Origin of the sequence: Flavobacterium sp. (assembly GCF_039595935.1) — a bacterium.
GTDB lineage: Bacteria > Bacteroidota > Bacteroidia > Flavobacteriales > Flavobacteriaceae > Flavobacterium.
Genome location: NZ_JBCNKR010000005.1, coordinates 413,289 through 431,748, shown reverse-complemented (window position 1 = coordinate 431,748; position 18,460 = coordinate 413,289). Strand labels below are relative to the sequence as shown.

Here is an 18,460-nt window from a genome sequence, read left to right as displayed (position 1 = left end):
GGGATTAAAATTATTTTTCGTACAAAGTACTAATTTATCTATAAAAGGAAATAACACATTTTATATTTCCTTATTTTTGAAAAATAATTATTGAGTTTTATTAGTTATTTCGATTAACCGATTGAACAGTTTAACGATTAAACATTTTAAATGAAAACACATTTCATCGCTATAGGCGGAAGCGCTATGCACAATCTCGCATTGGCATTACATAATAAAGGATATCAGGTTACAGGAAGTGATGATGCTATTTTTGAACCTTCAAAATCAAGATTAGAAAAAAAAGGAATTCTGCCTGCAGAAATGGGCTGGTTTCCTGAAAAAATTACTGCCGACATTGACGCCATAATTCTTGGAATGCATGCTAAAGCTGATAATCCAGAATTGTTGAAAGCGCAGGAATTAGGATTGAAAATTTATTCATACCCGGAATTTTTATACCAACAATCGAAAAATAAAACTCGTGTAGTTATTGGAGGTTCTCACGGAAAAACTACCATTACTTCGATGATTTTGCATGTTATGCATTATCATAATATTGAAGTCGATTATATGGTTGGTGCGCAATTAGAAGGTTTTGACACAATGGTGCATCTTACCGAAGAAAATGATTTTATGGTTCTCGAAGGTGATGAATATTTATCATCGCCAATTGACAGACGCCCAAAATTTCATTTGTATCAGCCAAATATTGCTTTAATTTCAGGAATTGCCTGGGATCATATTAATGTGTTTCCAACTTATGAAAATTATGTGGAGCAATTTGAGATCTTTATTTCTAAAATTACAAACGGAGGGATTTTAGTTTACAACGAAAATGATCCTGAAGTAAAACGAGTTTCTGAAGCTGCGACAAACCCAATTCGAAAATTACCTTACTCTACACCAGAATATTCTGTTGCCGATGGAGTTACTTTATTAAAAACGCCGGAAGGCGATATGCCAATTGAAGTTTTTGGTGCTCACAATTTGAATAATCTTGCGGGTGCAAAATGGATCTGCCAGAATATGGGCGTTGACGAAGCTGATTTTTACGAAGCAATTGCAAGTTTTAAAGGTGCATCTAAACGTTTAGAAAAAATTGCAGAAGGAAAAGGAAAAGTAGCCTATAAAGATTTTGCACATTCGCCAAGTAAAGTAGCCGCAACGACAAAAGCTGTAAAAGAACAATATCCAAACAGAACTTTGGTCGCTTGTTTAGAATTGCATACCTATAGCAGTTTAAATGCTGAGTTTTTGAAAGAGTACGAAGGAGCATTAGAATATGCTGATGTTGCCGTTGTATTTTATTCTCCCGACGCTGTAAAAATTAAACAATTAGAAGAAGTAACTTATGAGCAAATTGCAACTTCATTCAATAGAAAAGATTTAATTATTTACACGAATCCAGCTGAATTTAAAGAATATTTATTCAACTTAAATCTTGATAATTCTGCACTTTTATTAATGAGTTCAGGAAATTACGGTGGTTTAAATTTTGACGAAGTAAAACAATTGATAGAATAAATAATTAGTCAATTTAAGAATTAGAAAAAATGCCAATTACAATAGTGATTGGCATTTTTTATCTATTTTTTTAATAAATCTAATTTTTGAAAGATTTTTCTTCTTTTTAATATATATTCGCTTCTTAAAATATATTATTATGGATGAAGGTCATTTTCCTATTACAAACTGGTCTGAAGATGACAAACCAAGGGAGAAATTAATGCTTAAAGGAAAAGATTCTTTAAGTGATGCCGAATTAATGGCTATTTTAATTGGTTCTGGCAGTCGTAATGAATCTGCTGTAGCATTAAGTCAACGGATTTTGGCCAGCGCGGGAAATCTAAATTCTTTAGGAAAAATGTCTATTTCTCAATTGATGCAATTTAAAGGGATTGGAGAAGCAAAAGCAATTACAATTATTGCGGCTTTAGAATTAGGACGCAGGAGAAGGGCTGAAGATAGGGTAGAGTTGAAAAAAATTACATCGAGTAAAAATGCTTTCGAAATTATGCAGCCCATTATAGGAGAATTATCTCATGAAGAATTTTGGGTGCTTTTTCTTAATAATTCTAATAAAGTCATTTCGAAATCTCAAATGAGTAAAGGTGGAATTGCAGGAACTATAGTAGATGCAAGATTGGTTTTTAAATTAGCATTAGAAAATGGAGCTACAGGATTGATTTTGTGCCATAATCATCCATCTGGAAACCTCATGCCAAGTGATGCCGATAAACAAATTACAAAGAAATTAAAACTGGCAGGAGAGAGTTTAGATGTTAAAATTTTAGACCATTTGATTATAACTGAAACAAAATATTATAGTTTTGTAGATGAAGGAATTTTTTAATTTATGAATACCAACATTACAGACATTTTTTTTGATTTAGATCATACACTTTGGGATTTTGACAAAAATTCTGAAATGGCTTTTGATCGTATTTTTAAGAATAACTTTGGAGAAATTAAAATTCAGGATTTTATCGAAAAATATGTTCCCATAAATCAGGAATGCTGGCGATTGTATCAAAATGATCAAATTACGCATCAGGAATTGCGTTACAACCGATTAAAGTTTTCTTTTGATGCTTTAAATTATGCAATATCAGATGAAAATATAAATCAGATTGCAAATGATTATATTGAATTTCTGACTGATAATAATCACTTGTTTGATGGTGCAATTGAAGTTTTAGAATATTTAAAACCAAAATACAAACTTCATATTATTACCAATGGTTTTGCAAATGTTCAGACTAAGAAAATTAATAATGCCGCTCTTGGAGGTTATTTCAGTACAATTACAAATTCTGAATTAGCCGGTGTTAAAAAACCAAATAGTATTATCTTTGATTATGCTGTCAATTTGGCTCAGGCATCAAAAGAAAATAGTATTATGATTGGAGACGATCTTGATGCAGATGTTAACGGTGCTTTAAATGCAGGACTTGATGCTATTTTTTTTAATGCAAAAAATATCGAAGTTCCACAAAATTTTAAACAAATTAACCATTTACTAGAACTAAAAAAATATTTATAATTATGAAACTAAAAGCTTTATTAGCTCTTCTTCTTTGCTCTTTCATTGGATTTTCACAATCTGTTAATGATTACAAAGCTGTGATAATTCCTTTAAAATATGATTTTATTAAAACTGAAAATCAGTATAGATTAGCTACTTTAACAAAATCAAATTTGCTAAAAGCAGGATTTCAGGCTTTTTATACAAATGAGCAAATTCCGGCTGGATTTGACAGATGTGAACTTTTGTATATTGATGTTAAAAAGGACAATGCATTTTTAGTAACAAAGCTTTTTATTCAGTTTAAAGATTGCTACGGAAAAGTGATTTACACTTCTGAAACTGGAAAAAGCAGAGAAAAAGATTATGAAGTTGCCTATAAAGAAAGTCTTGAAAATGCGTTTGTATCTGTAATCGCATTGCATTATGCATACAGTGGAAAATCTGTCTCTACAGTTTCTTCAAATGTTACACAAGCCGCTGTACCTGTTACTGCTGTTGCCAATACTCCAATTGAAGAAAAACCTGTGGCTAATTTATCAGATCCAAATTTGTTATATGCACAGCCAACAGAAAATGGTTATCAATTGATTGACAAAACACCGAAAGTGGTAATGAAATTATTAAAAACGTCACGTCCGGATTCTTTTATAGCTATTAAAGACGGAATTCAAGGTTCTTTAAACGCAAAAGATAATCAGTGGTATTTTGAGTATTACCAAAATGATAAATTGGTTTCAGAAAAGGTTTCTGTAAAATTCTAAAATATAGTACGGTTTAATAGCCATATTTATCTTTCCAACGGTTCTTTAAAAATTCGCGGTTGCTGTTCTCTCTGGAATTGCTTCCCGGATTGTAAAGAACCGTTTCTTTTATAGCGTCGGGTAAAAATTCTTGTTCAGCAAAATTGTTTGCATAGTCATGCGAATATTTATAATCTTCACCATAACCTAATTCTTTCATTAATTTTGTTGGAGCATTTCGTAAATGAATAGGAACGGGCAGATCTCCGGTTTGTTTTACCAATTGCTGTGCATTTCCGATTGCCATATAGGATGCATTGCTTTTTGGCGATGTTGCTAAATAAATGGCACATTGGCTCAAAATGATACGGCTTTCAGGGTATCCAATTGTTGATACGGCCTGAAAAGTATTATTAGCCATAATAAATGCCGTAGGATTAGCATTTCCTATATCTTCGCTTGATAAAATCAACATTCTTCTGGCAATAAATTTTACATCTTCACCGCCTTCGATCATTCTTGCCAGCCAGTAAACAGCACCGTTTGGATCGCTTCCTCTTATAGATTTTATAAATGCAGAAACTATGTCATAATGCTGTTCTCCTGTTTTGTCATATAAAACAGTATTTTGCTGTACAAGTTCCAGGACTCTGTCGTTTGTTATTACTATTTCATCATTTGGCGATGCATTTACGACAAGTTCAAAAATATTAAGCAGTTTTCTTCCATCGCCTCCAGAAAGTCTCAATAAAGCTTCGGTTTCTTTTAGTGTTATATTTTTTGACGAAAGTTCTTTATCAATTTTCATTGCACGATGCAATAAAGCTTCTAAATCTTCTTTTGTAAAAGCATTTAATATATAAACCTGACTACGCGATAATAATGCGGGAATAACTTCAAAACTCGGGTTTTCTGTTGTAGCACCAATTAGGGTTATCCATCCTTTTTCAACAGCAGCTAATAAAGAATCTTGTTGTGATTTACTAAAGCGATGAATCTCGTCGATAAACAAAATGGGATTTTTAGCAGTAAATAATCCGCCGCTTTGTTTTGCTTTTTCAATTACGTCTCTGATGTCTTTTACGCCTGAATTTATGGCACTCAATTCATAAAACGGACGTTTAGATTTTTGTGCTATAATTTGAGCCAGAGTTGTTTTTCCGGTTCCAGGCGGCCCCCAAAAAATGATCGAAGGAATTATTCCTCTTGAAATTTGCTGAGTCAATGAACCATTTGGTCCAACTAAATGGCTTTGACTAATATAATCTTCCAGTTTCTGTGGGCGAATACGCTCGGCTAAAGGTGCTTCCATTTTGTAAAATTACTATTTTCAAATCTAAATTTATTATACGAAAAGATTTATACTGTTCTAATTTGTAACATTAACACAAATGCATACACTGACAAATTATCAGTAATTTTTGTTTGGATAGTTTTTTGATGACAACTGTATATCTTTAATTGAAGTTTATGAATGATAACCAGTTTAAATTTTCAAATGCTGTAATCGGGCTTCCATTATTTTTTATCCTTTTTATATGGGTTATTTATTGGATGCAGATTCGATTCGATTTTGACTTTTACCGACACGGAATTTATCCTAGAGATTTCTCGGGGTTGCAAGGTGTTTTGTTTAGTCCCTTTATCCATGAAAATATGGATCATTTGTATAATAACACAATTCCTCTTTTAGTCTTATTGCCAGCTTTGCAGTATTTTTATCCTAAGCAGTCAGTTTCCGTAATTTGTTTCGGTATTTTATTTTCAGGATTATTAACCTGGCTTATTGGCCGCGAAAATTTTCACATAGGGGCAAGTGGATTAATTTATGTTTTGGTGAGTTTTATTTTTTTTAAAGGAATTCAAACAAAATATTATCGCTTAGTTGCTCTTTCGTTTTCAGTTGTTTTACTTTATGGAGGAATGATCTGGTATGTATTTCCAGATGTTGATGCCGGAATATCATGGGAAGGACATTTGGCCGGATTTATAACTGGTTTTGGACTTTCTATGTATTATAAAACTCCAGAATATACAAAGCCCATAATTTACGATTGGCAAAGACCTGATTTTGATCCGTCAGAAGATCCTTTTATGAAACATTTTGATGAAAACGGAAATTTTGTCAATACCGAAATTGAGGAAGAAGAAAATCAATTTTCAGATCCTTATTTTAATTCTAATGTTATAGTGAATTATATTGTAACTAAAACAGAATCAGAAGATAAAGAATGATTGTTTGAAAACATCAACCTAAAATGATTAAATTTGTAAGAAGAGTTTAATTTTTTCAAATAACATCATGAAAAAGATCTTTTTGATAATTTCGGTTATAATATCTGTAGAATCTTTTGCACAATGTGATATAAAGAACAGGATTCTTGCAGATGGTTCTATGGTCTATTATTTTGATCCGGCAGTTTTTTACACAACCAAATCTAAGTCGTTAAAAATTAATATTGTAACTGATAAAGAGAATTACTTCGTTGCGTTACAGCCGATACCTTTTCCAGAAAAAAAAGTTGGGAAAAAAATAACAGATGATTTGACGATTCGTTTAGCAAATAATCAAGAATATAAATTGACGCATTATGACACGCAGTATATACAAAATGATTCGATAATGCAGGTTTTGTATATGATTGATAATAAAGACATCGATGCTTTTTCTAAATTTGAGGCTATTGTGGCTACAATTAATATGAAAGGAACGGAATTTATTCGTGATTATAATTTTAAACTTCACAAAGATGAAATAAAGAAACAGCTTGCCTGTTTTTTAAAAAAAGAAGAAAAGTAAGCTTTAGTCTTCTGAAACTGGTTCAGGTTTGTGTAGAAACTTTTTATTTAAATTTTTAAAAAGGTTGTTAAAGCTAAGAGTTAAAGATGCGGCATTTATGATTTGATTTCCATTATCTCTTGGCAGGTATTCATTGGCATAAGTTATCTCAATTTGAATATCATCTGTAAATAAATATCCAGCACCTATATTTAGTCTGTTTCTGTCAAAGAAGCTTAAGCCTGTTACTTTGGTTCCGGATTTAAAGAAAAGCTCATCTGAAGCAATTGCATAAACTACTCCTGAACGAAGAACTTTGCTATTAATAGGTTGTAAATATTTAATTTGCTGCCGATAACGAATTACATTTTCATAAGTATCATCTTCGTTTTTCATGTGACGAAGTTCAGTTCTCATTCTTGTACTTAATGTATATCCGGTTTTATGGAAGTAGTAAACTCCCTGTAAAGCAAATCGCCATTCAGGAGATTCAAACTGACCAATTTCCGGAACATCTTTGTTGTTGTAATAAGCGATAAAAGATGATAACTTCCAGCGAGGAGTGAGATAAAAATGTCCCCATGCTCTAAATGATCTCTGAGTGTTTTTTTCAAACATATTGGGAGATGATTCCGCACTGCTGTAACTGGTTCCTAAATCAAGTTCAGTTGACCATTTTTCAGTTATAGTTCTGTTAAACTGAACTTCTCCCCAAAATTGACTGTAGTGTATAGTTTGTCCATAGCCAATACTTGACATTAAAATAATTGCAAGTATTGGGCATATTTTTTTTACTAGTAAGATATGATTAGGTTTAAGAGACATAAAATTTAGTATTTATTTGTCAATCCTAATTCTCGTAATACTATTTAACTTCTTTGACGTACAGTTTCGTATAAAAATGCACCGCAGGCAACAGATACATTGAGAGATCCTATTGATCCGAACATTGGTAATTTTGCTTTCTCATCTACAATTTTAAGAACAGATGGATTAATTCCTCGGTCTTCTGATCCCATTATAATAGCCAAAGGTTCATTAAGTGAGAGGTCATAGATGTTTTGATCTGTTTTTTCTGTGGCAGCAACCGTTTTTATTCCGGAACCTTGTAAATAAAATATGGCGTCTTTGATGTGCTCTACTTTACAAATAGGAACATTAAATACTGCACCGGCAGATGTTTTTACAGTATCTCCGTTTACAGGTGCCGATCCTGCTTTTTGTATAATGATTCCATTAACTCCAGTACATTCTGCAGTTCTGATTATTGCGCCAAAATTCCTTGCATCAGAAATTTGGTCTAATATTAAAAATAATGGTTTCAATCCAGATGCAATTGTTGATTCAACTAAATGTTCAATATCAATAAATCCAATAGGTGAAATTGTAGCAACAGCACCTTGATGATTGTTTGGTGTTAATCTGTTTAATTTTTCCACAGGTACATAAGAGAAATTAATGTTGGCACGTTTCATTACCTTCATTAAGTCTTTCATTAATTCTCCGGAAATCTCTTTTTGTATAAATACTTTGTCAACTTCCTGACCAGCTTGTATCGCTTCTATAATGGCTCTAATACCAAATATTTGATGTTCTTTTTCCATAGGGCAAATATAGGTATAATGTTTATATAAAAAAAAACCACCCCGAATGAACGGAGTGGCTTTTAGTATTAATTTGGAATAGAATTAGAATTTATCCCAGAATAATTTAGTTGTAACATTGTTATTGCCAAGTTTAGCAACAGCTGCTTGTAAATTAGCTGCATTTAAGGTCTGTTCAATACCAGGGTAAGAATAACGTTTAGGAACTTCTTTAATATCTCCAAAAGTTGATGCAGGAGGTAATAAAACTGGGAAATCTAATCTTCTGTAAGATGTCCACGCTTCAAATCCTCTGTTGTAGTATGCAATCCAAGATTGTTCTCCAATTTTTTGTTTCCAAGTTCCTGTAGCTGTTGCATAAGCAACATCAGTTCTAGCTAAATAAGTAGTAATAGCAGCACTAGTTACTCCCCAATCTTCTAAAGATGCAGTTACAGCAGCATTATAGTGAGATTCAGCAGTACCACCAACAGCAATACCTCTTTCCACAGCTTCAGCTAATAAAAATTCTACTTCAGAATAAGTGAAAATTACACCTGGATATACAGGATCTTTCAATGTTTCATTTATGTGAGAAAAACTACCATAAACGTTAACAGATCCGTAAACACCACCTTTATAAAGACCAGAACCTACTGGGTATTCAGTGAAGAACTTAGCTCTTCTTGGATCAGAAAGAGCGTTCATTTTGTTTACAAATGTATCTGCTGGAATAAAGTCGTTACGACCACTTGCCACTAAGTCTAAATACAATGGGTTATTATTTGTTGTATTTGTAGCATAAGGCATGTAAGCTCCATCAGCACTATCTAAAATTAGTCCATCAGTTTGAGCTGCTAAAGCTTGTGTACTTGCATAAGCATGATCAACATCGTCCATCATGATGGCCATTCTGAAACGTAGAGAGTTAGCGAATTTTGCCCATTTAGCAGTATCTCCACCATAAATAAGATCAGCATCTCCGTAGCTTTCTGCACTTTGATCTAATTTATGAGATGCTGCAGTTAATACAGCAAGAAGATCTCTGTAGATTGTTTGTGCATCATCGTATTTTGGTTGTGGATGACCATCAATGTCTAAAGCCTCTGTGTAAGGAACATCACCAAAAGTATCAACTAAAATCCCATAGCAATAAGATGATAAGATGTCTATAATTGCAATTTTATTATCAAAAACAATTAACCCTTCTGGTGCTCCAGTATATGCAGCTTTTTGTTCAATTAAAAGAGTTTTAGCTTCTTTAAAATCTTTTAATACATCACGGTAGTATGTTGCCCAGTGACGATCTGGAATAGTACGTCCAGTAAGGTCATATTGAGTTTCTTGTGGATATTGTACTTCTGTCCATTGTTGAGCATACAATCTGAAAACATTAAAGTTAACTGATGTACTAGTAACCTGATCTACCATGAATTTCTCAGCATTTGTAAATAAAAACTCAGGAGAAGTAGTGGTAGGGTTTTTGGTGTCTTGATTCATATTCCCGAAATCATCAGAGCATGATGAAAATAAGGTAATGAATGAGATTAATATTATTAGTCTATTTTTCATAGCTTAGAATTTTATTGTTAAGTTACAACCAATATTTCTAGTTGTTGGTAAAGAACCGATAGAAAGTCCTTGAGATCCTAAATTAGATCCTAATCCACTTTCTGGGTCTGCATCTGGAAGATTTTTGTCAATTATCCATAAGTTAGATCCAATAAGTGAGATTTTAGCATCTACTAATTTCATTTTTTGTACTAATGAAGTAGGTAAAGAATAAGTAATATTAACTTCTCTTAGTTTAACAAAACTAGCATCATATACATATTGACTTCTTGGTCCGTTTGTATAAGCGTTAGTTACAGCACCTTGAGCTAAATAAACATAATCAGTTCTTGTTGTATTTGGAGTTCCATCAGCGTATACACCTGGAAGAATAACACCACCACCATTAGCTTGTGTGTTTCTTTTTGGATTACCTAAGTCGTTGTTTCCAACAGTTCCAGCTGTTAAACCAGTACCAACACCATACCATTGATCTGTAGAGAAAATATCTCCTCCATGTTTCACATCAATTAAGAAGCTGAATGAGAAGCTTTTGTATGTAAATTTATTACGTACACCTCCAATCCAATCAGGATTGATATTTCCAATAATGTTATTTGTTGAAGTATTGATTACATATCTTCCAGTTGTTGGGTTAACAACTTTTTGTCCATCTGCAGTATAAGTATAATCTGTTCCTTTTAATACTCCAAATGGTTGTCCAACAACAGCATTTAAAGTTACCGTACCAGGGAATGAAGCAACTTGTAAGTTTGTTACACCATCAGCTAAAGCTGTTACTTCATTTTCGTTTTTAGACCAGTTTACATTGATGTCCCAAGCAAAATTGTTAGTTTTTACTGGAGTTGCATTAAACTGAACCTCAATACCTTTATTTTCAATTGTTGCTGCGTTTACATATTTAGAAGTATAACCTGTAGCAGTTGAATAAGGTACTCTTACAGCTTCTCCGTCATTTATGTTTTTGTACACACTCACGTCAAAACCAACTCTTCTGTTTAAGAATTGCATCTCAAGACCAGCTTCATAAGTATTTGTTTTGATAGGTCTTAAATCTGGGTTGTTTTTAATTGAGTTAACAGAATACATTTGGTTATTGTTGAATGGATCATATTTAGTATATGTATCAACTAATGCCAAAGGTGGTGTTCCAAGTGGACTCTCAGAGTAACCTCCTCTTAATTTACCAAAAGATAACCAGCTTGCGTCAATATTTTTTGAGAATACCCAGCTTCCAGAAATAGATTTACTCCATAAGTTGTTGTCATCAGAAGGTAAGTTTGAAAACGCATCTCTACGTAATGTTGCATCAATAAAATAAGTATCTAAATATCCTAATGAGGCAGAAGCATAGTAACTATTAACAGATGCTGTAGTTTCTCTTTCATATGGGTATGGGCTAGCAGCTTTAGAGTTTGATAAACTGTATATTCCAGGAATGATAAGACCTCCTTGAGTAGAAGCAGTAATTTGGTTGAAATAAGTGTTTCTTATTGTACCCCCTGCAACTCCTGTTAAATTAAAGTTTTCACCAAAATTGTGTTTGAAGTTAAGAAGGATATCATAGTTTTGCTCAGAGAAGTTACCATTGTAACGTTGGTAACCAGATGTCTCATCAAGAGCATTGATACCAAAAGTTTTTGATACAGATCCTACAGCAACTCTTTCTTCACGAATTTCAGAGTAAGTATCTGTAGAGATTTTTGCAGTTGCAGAAACCCAGTCAGCAATTTTGTATGTAAAGTTTGCATAACCTATGAAACGATTTCTGCTGTCATTTTGATAGTTTTTGTAACGCTCAAAATAAGGGTTGTTCCAGTAAGCAGGACTTCCATCTTCGATAGATTTTCTATTCCAAGTGATGTTTTGTCCGCCTGAAGCGTTGTAAGCTTGTTCAAGTTGTTTAATATCAACGTTAGTTTGCCACCATTGACGGAAACCAGAGATCATGTTGTCGCTGTAACCAGTCATGTTTCTACCCATAGTTTCTTGTGCTGAAAAGTTAGCAAAAGTACTAAGAGATAATCTATCAGAAAATTGGTGGTTTAATTTTAAACTGAAGTTGTTTTTTCTTAATTCACTATTTGGTAAAATACCAGTTTGTTTAGTGTTTGTGTAGTTAAAAACAAGATTCGTTTTATCGTTACCATCCTCAAAAGAGATACTGTTTACTAATGAAAGAGAATTTTTGAAGAATTTAAACGGATCATTCGCAGCAGCTTTCCAAGGTGTTTTTTTTCCGTAGTTTTCATTTCCTGGATATGCAGAAAAAGCATCCCATTGATAAACATTTATAGAAGGATCGAAACGATCTCCCACAGAGGCATCATCCCCCATATAAACAACTTCGTCTACTGTGCCATCGCCATCAAGGTCAAATCTAGTATCAAAAGAACCACCGTAACCAGCTCCGTATTCTTTCTGATATTTGATGAATGTATCTTTGTCAGGTGAACCTGTTACTACTTCAGATGAAACTGTAATTCCTAATCCTTTTTTAGCTTTACCTTTTTTAGTAGTAATCATTAAAACCCCGTTACCAGCTAAGTATCCGTATAATGCAGATGCAGCAGCACCTTTCAGCACGTTCACACTTTCGATGTCCTCTGGGTTAATATCCATTGCATTGTTACCATAGTCAAATCCTCTAGCTCCAGATGATTGAGCTGTTGTTCCGTCGTTTGTATTGTTTCCGTTGTTGATTGGCATACCATCAATAACGATTAACATCTCATTACTTTGACCAATAGCTTTAACCCCACGAGAAATTGCACTTGTAGAACCTCCAAAGTTTGAGTTTCTTGTAATGTTAACACCCGCAACTTTTCCAGAAAGTTCGTTTAAGAAGTTACCGCTAGAAGTACCATTTCTTAAATCTCCTCCTTTTACCTCTTGTGTTGCATAACCAAGAGATTTTTTCTCTCTTTTAACACCTAAAGCTGTTGTTACAACAACGCTTTCAAGTTCTTGTGCATCTCCAGCTAATTTTACGTTAACTGTTGATGAAGTTGCAGCTATTTCTTGGGTTTTCATCCCAATGTAGCTAAATACCAAAATTTGGCTTGATGAAGCTTTGATAGAATATTTACCATCAAAATCGGTTTGTGTTCCAGATTTTGTTCCTTTGACAATTACACTAACACCCGGCAAAGGCATTCCTGCATTATCAGAAACTGTTCCCGAAACAGCTCTTTCTTGCGCAAAAGAAAGTTGCGCAACTAGTACTAATAAAAGCACTAAGAATCCATTGAACTTTAGTTTCATTTTTAAATATTTTGAATTAGTATCGCAAAACTCTTAATAATTTGTTAACTTTCCTAGTAAAATATTTTTTTTTTTCGTTAAAGGTCAAAATTTAACATTATAACATATGTTTATGATAGTGTTATATAATTGTAATTCCTGTGTTTTGTTGGCTCCATTTGTAAGGTTAATATTTATTAATCCGTTTGGAGTTAGTATCGATGTTCCAATCCCAATTCCTATTAATTTTTTTATTTTCTCTGGGTTCGAAACGCTTGTTAAGTCTTGATATATTCCATAATCAAGTATTGAATTAATATAAAGATTTGAAGAAACTACATATCTGTATTCTGTAAGAATAGTGGCGGCCAAGTTTGCTTGTAGACTGTTTTCTAAAAAACCACGAATTGACTTATTTCCACCAAAACGAAATAATTCATTCGTAATGTAGTTTTTGCTTTGCAAATAAAAATTTTGTGAATTTATGTTAATATAATTTTTTTTGTTGAGTTCAAAATTGTATCCTGTATTCAGGTTTGTATAGAATTGTTTACTTGTGCCAGCTGTTTCTAAATCATTGTTTGTTTCTCTTTTTCCTATTCCTGTTGCAAAATTTAAAAAAGCCTTTTTGGGCATTAAGCTATTGAGTTGATCCGGTTTTTTGTATTCGTAAGAAGTCGTGAAGTAAGAGTTGTTGAAATCGCTTATAGTTGTGTTGTTTGTGTTTTGGATATCACTGGATTCTGTAGATTGATGTCCTAAATATAGTTTTGAATTATAGTTAATATAATAGCCAAGATCGATAGCGGTTTTTGTGTTTTGAAAAGTGCTGTCTTGTTTGAAAATGTTTAATTGGGCTTTTATTCCAAATGATGATTTGAAAATATATGGAATCTCTAGCTTAGTGTTAAAGGTTTTTTGCTGGTTTCCATCGCTTTTCCAATATAACGAAAATTCTTCGCCAGCATGTAGCGTGTTGATGAGTAAAATATCTAAATATCCGCTTAATGTTACTTTTTTGTTTTCGTCATTTGAAAATCCAACGAATCCGTCAAATGTGTTTGCTTTTCTTTTTTCAATATAAGTGTAGATTTTTGTAGAATCTTTTGTGAATAATATTTCAGGATATTTTGTTTGAGAAACAAATTCAAAACTATTAATGTCTTCATAAAGTTGTTTTATGACAGTTTGGTTAAAAGTTTTGTTTAAGTATTTTTTGTTGAGTTGTTTTAAGTGCCCTTTTGGGAAGAATGAAGTAGAATTGCTATTTGTGTAATTTAGAATAATTGAATTTACATTCCGTTTTTTTTCGGATTTAAAATTTAAGTCAGCAAAAATTATTAAATTCTTTCTTCGAATATTTTCAAGTTTAATTTTACTAAGTGCAAAACCGGCTTTTTCTGCATTAATTGTTTTTTGATTTAAGTAATTCTCAATCTCATTATAAGGGATGATAAGTGTGTCGTTTTGGATTTTTTCTCCTTCAAAAAAATGATTATTTATACCTATATATATATGTATGTTTTTTATCCTTTTTTTTAGTTCAAAATTAGAGACAAATGTGCTGTCGTTTATCTTGTTGGTTTCTAATAGTTTGTTGTCTAAATATCCGTCTTTAGAAAGTTTTTTTGAGGTGTTTGTGATTTCGTCAAAAAGTGATTTTAGATTGGGGTGAACTGTTTTGTAATTTAATGAGTCGAGGGTTTTGTTTTCGCTGATATTAGATCCGTTTATTTTTAAATAAAAATTTTGTGTATAAGCTGATATGCTTATAAAGGAGAAAAGTAATGTATGAAATAAACGTTTCAATTATAAAGTTTTATTTAATTAAACATATTGCAAATATCAGTTGTTTGTTTGTAAAAACATATTATTAAATAATCTTGTTGAAAATTAATAGATTAACGTTTGTATAGTGAAATTTATTTTATACATTTGCAACCCCGTAAAAAGCGGGAATTTAATATCATATTAATTTTTAGTATTAATTATGCCAACAATTCAACAATTAGTAAGAACAGGAAGAACTCAGATAACTAAGAAGAGTAAATCGGTTGCTTTAGATTCTTGTCCTCAAAGAAGAGGGGTTTGTACGCGTGTTTACACTACTACACCAAAAAAACCAAACTCTGCAATGCGTAAAGTTGCGCGTGTACGTTTGACAAATGGTAATGAGGTGAATGCTTACATTCCTGGAGAAGGACACAATCTACAAGAGCACTCGATAGTATTAGTTAGAGGCGGAAGGGTAAAAGATTTACCAGGTGTTAGATATCATATCGTTCGTGGAGCGCTTGACACGTCAGGTGTTGCAGGAAGAACGCAAAGAAGATCTAAGTACGGTGCTAAACGCCCAAAAGAAGCAAAAAAGTAATTTAAAACTTTTAAGAAAAAGACATGAGAAAAAGAGCGGCAAAGAAAAGACCACTTTTACCGGATCCAAGGTTTAATGACCAATTGGTAACTCGTTTTGTGAACAACTTAATGTGGGATGGTAAGAAATCTACAGCTTTTAAAGTATTTTATGATGCTATTGATATCATTGAAACTAAAAAGCAAAATGATGAGAAAACTTCATTAGAAATTTGGAAAGATGCTTTAACAAACGTTATGCCTCACGTAGAAGTGCGTAGCCGTAGAGTTGGTGGAGCTACATTCCAGATCCCAATGCAGATTCGTCCAGACAGAAAAATTTCTATGGCAATGAAGTGGTTGATACTTTATTCTAGAAGAAGAAATGAAAAATCTATGGCACAACGTTTAGCGTCAGAGTGTTTAGCTGCTGCTAAAGAAGAAGGTGCTGCAGTTAAGAAAAGAATGGATACTCACAAAATGGCAGAAGCTAATAAAGCATTCTCTCACTTTAGATTTTAATTCGTAAGAAATGGCTAGAGATTTAAAATATACAAGAAATATCGGGATCGCTGCTCACATTGATGCTGGTAAAACAACAACTACTGAGCGTATTCTTTTTTATACTGGAAAGTCACACAAAATTGGTGAGGTGCACGATGGTGCTGCAACAATGGACTGGATGGCACAAGAGCAAGAAAGAGGTATTACAATTACTTCTGCTGCTACAACTTGTACTTGGAACTTTCCAACTGAGCAAGGTAAAGTTCTTCCAGAATCATTACCATATCACTTTAATATTATTGATACTCCTGGACACGTTGACTTTACTGTAGAGGTAAACCGTTCTTTACGTGTACTTGATGGTTTAGTTTTCTTGTTTAGTGCTGTTGATGGTGTTGAGCCTCAATCAGAGACTAACTGGAGGCTTGCAGATCAATATAGAGTTCCTCGTATGGGATTCGTAAATAAAATGGACCGTCAAGGTGCTAACTTCTTAGCTGTATGCGGACAGGTGAAAGATATGTTGAAATCGAATGCGGTTGCAATTACTTTGCCTATTGGTGATGAGGCTGATTTTAAAGGTATTGTTGACTTGGTGAAAAATCAAGCTATCGTATGGCATGATGAAACTCAAGGGGCTACTTTTGATATCGTTGATATCCCAGCGGATATGGTTGATGATGTAAAACACTATCGTTCTATTCTTATCGAAGAGATTGCTACTTATGATGAAAATCTTTTAGATAAATACATGGAAGATGAAAACTCTATTACAGAGGAAGAAATCAACAACGCGTTAAGAGCTGCTACTATTGATATGGCAATTATTCCTATGCTTGCTGGTTCTTCTTTCAAAAATAAAGGAGTTCAATTTATGTTAGATGCTGTTTGTAAGTATTTGCCATCTCCATTAGATAAAGAAGGTATTGAAGGAATTCATCCTGATGATGCTGATTTATTAGAAGAAGACCAAAAGAAAATTTTACGTAGACCAGATGTTAAAGAGCCGTTTGCTGCTTTAGCATTTAAAATTGCTACTGACCCATTCGTAGGTCGTTTAGCTTTCTTCCGTGCATATTCTGGACGTTTAGATGCTGGTTCTTATGTTTTAAATACTCGTTCTGGTAATAAAGAAAGAATTTCTCGTATCTACCAAATGCACGCTAACAAACAAAACCCAATTGAATTTATTGAGGCTGGAGATATTGGAGCTGCTGTAGGTTTTAAAGATATTAAAACAGGGGATACACTTTCTGATGAAAAGAATCCAATTATCTTGGAATCTATGAAATTCCCAGATCCTGTAATTGGTATCGCTATTGAGCCAAAAACAAAAGCTGACGTTGATAAAATGGGTATGGCTTTAGCTAAATTGGCTGAAGAAGATCCAACATTTACAGTTAGAACTGATGAAGCTTCTGGACAAACTATTATTTCTGGTATGGGTGAGCTTCACTTAGATATCTTAGTTGACCGTATGAAACGTGAGTTTAAAGTAGAGGTTAATCAAGGAGAGCCGCAAGTAGAGTATAAAGAGGCGTTTACAAGATCTGCTCAACATAGAGAAACTTACAAAAAACAATCTGGAGGTCGTGGTAAATTCGGTGATATCGTATTTAGAATCGAGCCTGCTGATGAAGTTGATGGTAAAGTTCCGGTTGGATTACAGTTTGTGAATGAAGTAAAAGGAGGTAACGTTCCAAAAGAGTATATTCCTGCAGTTGAAAAAGGTTTCCGTGAAGCTATGAAAACTGGTCCTTTAGCTGGATATGCTGTTGATAGTTTAAAAGTAACTTTATTAGATGGATCTTTCCACCCTGTGGATTCTGATGCTCTTTCTTTTGAATTAGCTGCAAGAATGGGTTATAAAGAGTCTGGTAAAGCTGCTGGAGCTGTTATCTTAGAGCCAATCATGAAAATCGAGGTTATTACTCCAGAAGAAAATATGGGTGATATCGTAGGTGACTTGAACCGTCGTAGAGGTCAGGTTAATGATATGGGTGATAGAAACGGAGCGAAAACTATTAAGGCAGATGTGCCGTTAGCTGAGATGTTTGGTTATGTTACTACATTAAGAACATTATCATCTGGTAGAGCAACATCTACAATGGAGTTTTCTCATTATGCAGAAACACCTTCTAATATTTCAGAAGAGGTAATCAAAAAAGCAAAAGGTAACGCTTAATTTTAAGGAAAATGAGTCAAAAAATCAGAATAAAACTAAAATCTTACGATCACATGTTGGTAGATAAATCTGCTGAAAAGATCGTAAAAACAGTAAAAACTACTGGTGCGGTTGTAACAGGTCCAATTCCGTTGCCAACTCACAAAAAACTTTTCACTGTATTGCGTTCTCCGCACGTTAATAAAAAAGCGAGAGAGCAATTTGAAGTAATGTCATACAAGAGATTGATTGATATTTATTCATCTTCATCTAAAACTATTGATGCTTTAATGAAACTTGAATTGCCAAGTGGGGTTGAAGTAGAGATAAAAGTATAATTTTTTTATATTTTTAATATATCAAAAGCGAGACATTTCTGTCTCGCTTTTTTTGTTGCTATATGATGATTTTTGATTAAATTTTTTCTATTAATAATTTGTGATGAAATTTGCAAAAGCCTTTATTTTAGGGTTGTAGGAGAGGTTTAAGTTGTGAATTTTTTAAGTATTTGTT

At 33.1% G+C, this 18,460-nt stretch carries 16 protein-coding genes; 10 read left to right on the top strand and 6 right to left on the bottom strand.

Annotated elements, in window-relative coordinates; all coding sequences use genetic code 11:
* Positions 1-150: 150 nt before the first annotated feature.
* The 4 genes from ABDW27_RS09345 (at position 151) to ABDW27_RS09330 (ending at position 3,771) form a co-directional block, all read left to right on the top strand.
* On the top strand, positions 151-1,506 hold the full coding sequence (locus ABDW27_RS09345; RefSeq protein WP_343695642.1) for a Mur ligase family protein: 1,356 nt from the start codon (positions 151-153) through the stop codon (positions 1,504-1,506).
* Positions 1,507-1,645: 139 nt separating this feature from the next.
* Entirely contained in the window at positions 1,646-2,335 is a 690-nt protein-coding gene (radC, locus tag ABDW27_RS09340) for a DNA repair protein RadC (RefSeq protein ID WP_343695641.1), read from the top strand.
* A gap of 3 nt (positions 2,336-2,338) precedes the next feature.
* Positions 2,339-3,025, top strand: coding sequence for a YjjG family noncanonical pyrimidine nucleotidase (locus ABDW27_RS09335; RefSeq protein ID WP_343695640.1), 687 nt, complete (start codon positions 2,339-2,341; stop codon positions 3,023-3,025).
* A gap of 2 nt (positions 3,026-3,027) precedes the next feature.
* Complete coding sequence (locus ABDW27_RS09330; protein ID WP_343695639.1) at positions 3,028-3,771, top strand: hypothetical protein; 744 nt, start codon at positions 3,028-3,030, stop codon at positions 3,769-3,771.
* 13 nt (positions 3,772-3,784) lie between these two features.
* On the opposite strand, the gene ABDW27_RS09325 is transcribed toward ABDW27_RS09330, so the two are convergent.
* Positions 3,785-5,062 (bottom strand): replication-associated recombination protein A, encoded by a 1,278-nt coding sequence (locus ABDW27_RS09325; RefSeq protein ID WP_343695638.1) that lies wholly within the window; start codon positions 5,060-5,062, stop codon positions 3,785-3,787.
* 158 nt (positions 5,063-5,220) lie between these two features.
* Here ABDW27_RS09325 and ABDW27_RS09320 point away from each other — a divergent pair, with 158 nt between their 5' ends.
* A complete protein-coding gene (locus ABDW27_RS09320) occupies positions 5,221-5,985 on the top strand; it encodes a rhomboid family intramembrane serine protease (RefSeq protein ID WP_343695637.1) in 765 nt (254 codons plus the stop codon).
* Positions 5,986-6,052: 67 nt separating this feature from the next.
* The gene (locus tag ABDW27_RS09315) at positions 6,053-6,550 is read left to right on the top strand and encodes a hypothetical protein (RefSeq protein ID WP_343695636.1); all 498 of its coding nucleotides are present in this window, start codon (positions 6,053-6,055) and stop codon (positions 6,548-6,550) included.
* Between the two features lie 3 nt (positions 6,551-6,553).
* Here ABDW27_RS09315 and ABDW27_RS09310 read toward each other — a convergent pair whose 3' ends face one another.
* The 5 genes from ABDW27_RS09310 to ABDW27_RS09290 form a co-directional block, all read right to left on the bottom strand.
* Positions 6,554-7,354 carry a DUF2490 domain-containing protein gene (locus tag ABDW27_RS09310; RefSeq protein ID WP_343695635.1) on the bottom strand — a complete coding sequence of 267 codons (801 nt, stop codon included), beginning with the start codon at positions 7,352-7,354 and terminating at the stop codon, positions 6,554-6,556.
* A gap of 44 nt (positions 7,355-7,398) precedes the next feature.
* Positions 7,399-8,133: a 23S rRNA (guanosine(2251)-2'-O)-methyltransferase RlmB gene (rlmB, locus tag ABDW27_RS09305; protein ID WP_343695634.1), complete on the bottom strand. Its 735-nt coding sequence runs from the start codon at positions 8,131-8,133 to the stop codon at positions 7,399-7,401.
* 84 nt (positions 8,134-8,217) lie between these two features.
* Positions 8,218-9,612 (bottom strand): SusD/RagB family nutrient-binding outer membrane lipoprotein, encoded by a 1,395-nt coding sequence (locus tag ABDW27_RS09300; RefSeq protein WP_343695633.1) that lies wholly within the window; start codon positions 9,610-9,612, stop codon positions 8,218-8,220.
* A gap of 75 nt (positions 9,613-9,687) precedes the next feature.
* Positions 9,688-12,948 (bottom strand): SusC/RagA family TonB-linked outer membrane protein, encoded by a 3,261-nt coding sequence (locus ABDW27_RS09295; protein WP_343695632.1) that lies wholly within the window; start codon positions 12,946-12,948, stop codon positions 9,688-9,690.
* 84 nt (positions 12,949-13,032) lie between these two features.
* The gene (locus tag ABDW27_RS09290) at positions 13,033-14,736 is read right to left on the bottom strand and encodes a hypothetical protein (protein WP_343695631.1); all 1,704 of its coding nucleotides are present in this window, start codon (positions 14,734-14,736) and stop codon (positions 13,033-13,035) included.
* A 181-nt stretch (positions 14,737-14,917) separates the two neighbouring features.
* On the opposite strand from ABDW27_RS09290, the gene rpsL reads away from it, so the two are divergent.
* From rpsL to rpsJ, 4 genes are read left to right on the top strand one after another with little or no spacing between them, the layout of a single operon-like run.
* Positions 14,918-15,301: a 30S ribosomal protein S12 gene (gene rpsL, locus ABDW27_RS09285; RefSeq protein WP_007136570.1), complete on the top strand. Its 384-nt coding sequence runs from the start codon at positions 14,918-14,920 to the stop codon at positions 15,299-15,301.
* A gap of 23 nt (positions 15,302-15,324) precedes the next feature.
* Positions 15,325-15,801: a 30S ribosomal protein S7 gene (gene rpsG, locus ABDW27_RS09280; RefSeq protein WP_026727879.1), complete on the top strand. Its 477-nt coding sequence runs from the start codon at positions 15,325-15,327 to the stop codon at positions 15,799-15,801.
* Between the two features lie 10 nt (positions 15,802-15,811).
* Positions 15,812-17,968, top strand: coding sequence for an elongation factor G (fusA, locus tag ABDW27_RS09275; protein WP_073418342.1), 2,157 nt, complete (start codon positions 15,812-15,814; stop codon positions 17,966-17,968).
* A gap of 11 nt (positions 17,969-17,979) precedes the next feature.
* Positions 17,980-18,285 carry a 30S ribosomal protein S10 gene (rpsJ, locus tag ABDW27_RS09270; RefSeq protein ID WP_007803605.1) on the top strand — a complete coding sequence of 102 codons (306 nt, stop codon included), beginning with the start codon at positions 17,980-17,982 and terminating at the stop codon, positions 18,283-18,285.
* Positions 18,286-18,460: the final 175 nt, after the last annotated feature.

Coding starts and splice junctions, on each gene's coding strand:
- ABDW27_RS09345 (WP_343695642.1), top strand. CDS start 151: ATGAAAACACATTTCATCGCTATAGGCGGAAGCGCTATGCACAATCTC.
- radC (WP_343695641.1), top strand. CDS start 1,646: ATGGATGAAGGTCATTTTCCTATTACAAACTGGTCTGAAGATGACAAA.
- ABDW27_RS09335 (WP_343695640.1), top strand. CDS start 2,339: ATGAATACCAACATTACAGACATTTTTTTTGATTTAGATCATACACTT.
- ABDW27_RS09330 (WP_343695639.1), top strand. CDS start 3,028: ATGAAACTAAAAGCTTTATTAGCTCTTCTTCTTTGCTCTTTCATTGGA.
- ABDW27_RS09325 (WP_343695638.1), bottom strand. CDS start 5,062: ATGGAAGCACCTTTAGCCGAGCGTATTCGCCCACAGAAACTGGAAGAT.
- ABDW27_RS09320 (WP_343695637.1), top strand. CDS start 5,221: ATGAATGATAACCAGTTTAAATTTTCAAATGCTGTAATCGGGCTTCCA.
- ABDW27_RS09315 (WP_343695636.1), top strand. CDS start 6,053: ATGAAAAAGATCTTTTTGATAATTTCGGTTATAATATCTGTAGAATCT.
- ABDW27_RS09310 (WP_343695635.1), bottom strand. CDS start 7,354: ATGTCTCTTAAACCTAATCATATCTTACTAGTAAAAAAAATATGCCCA.
- rlmB (WP_343695634.1), bottom strand. CDS start 8,133: ATGGAAAAAGAACATCAAATATTTGGTATTAGAGCCATTATAGAAGCG.
- ABDW27_RS09300 (WP_343695633.1), bottom strand. CDS start 9,612: ATGAATCAAGACACCAAAAACCCTACCACTACTTCTCCTGAGTTTTTA.
- ABDW27_RS09295 (WP_343695632.1), bottom strand. CDS start 12,948: ATGAAACTAAAGTTCAATGGATTCTTAGTGCTTTTATTAGTACTAGTT.
- rpsL (WP_007136570.1), top strand. CDS start 14,918: ATGCCAACAATTCAACAATTAGTAAGAACAGGAAGAACTCAGATAACT.
- rpsG (WP_026727879.1), top strand. CDS start 15,325: ATGAGAAAAAGAGCGGCAAAGAAAAGACCACTTTTACCGGATCCAAGG.
- fusA (WP_073418342.1), top strand. CDS start 15,812: ATGGCTAGAGATTTAAAATATACAAGAAATATCGGGATCGCTGCTCAC.
- rpsJ (WP_007803605.1), top strand. CDS start 17,980: ATGAGTCAAAAAATCAGAATAAAACTAAAATCTTACGATCACATGTTG.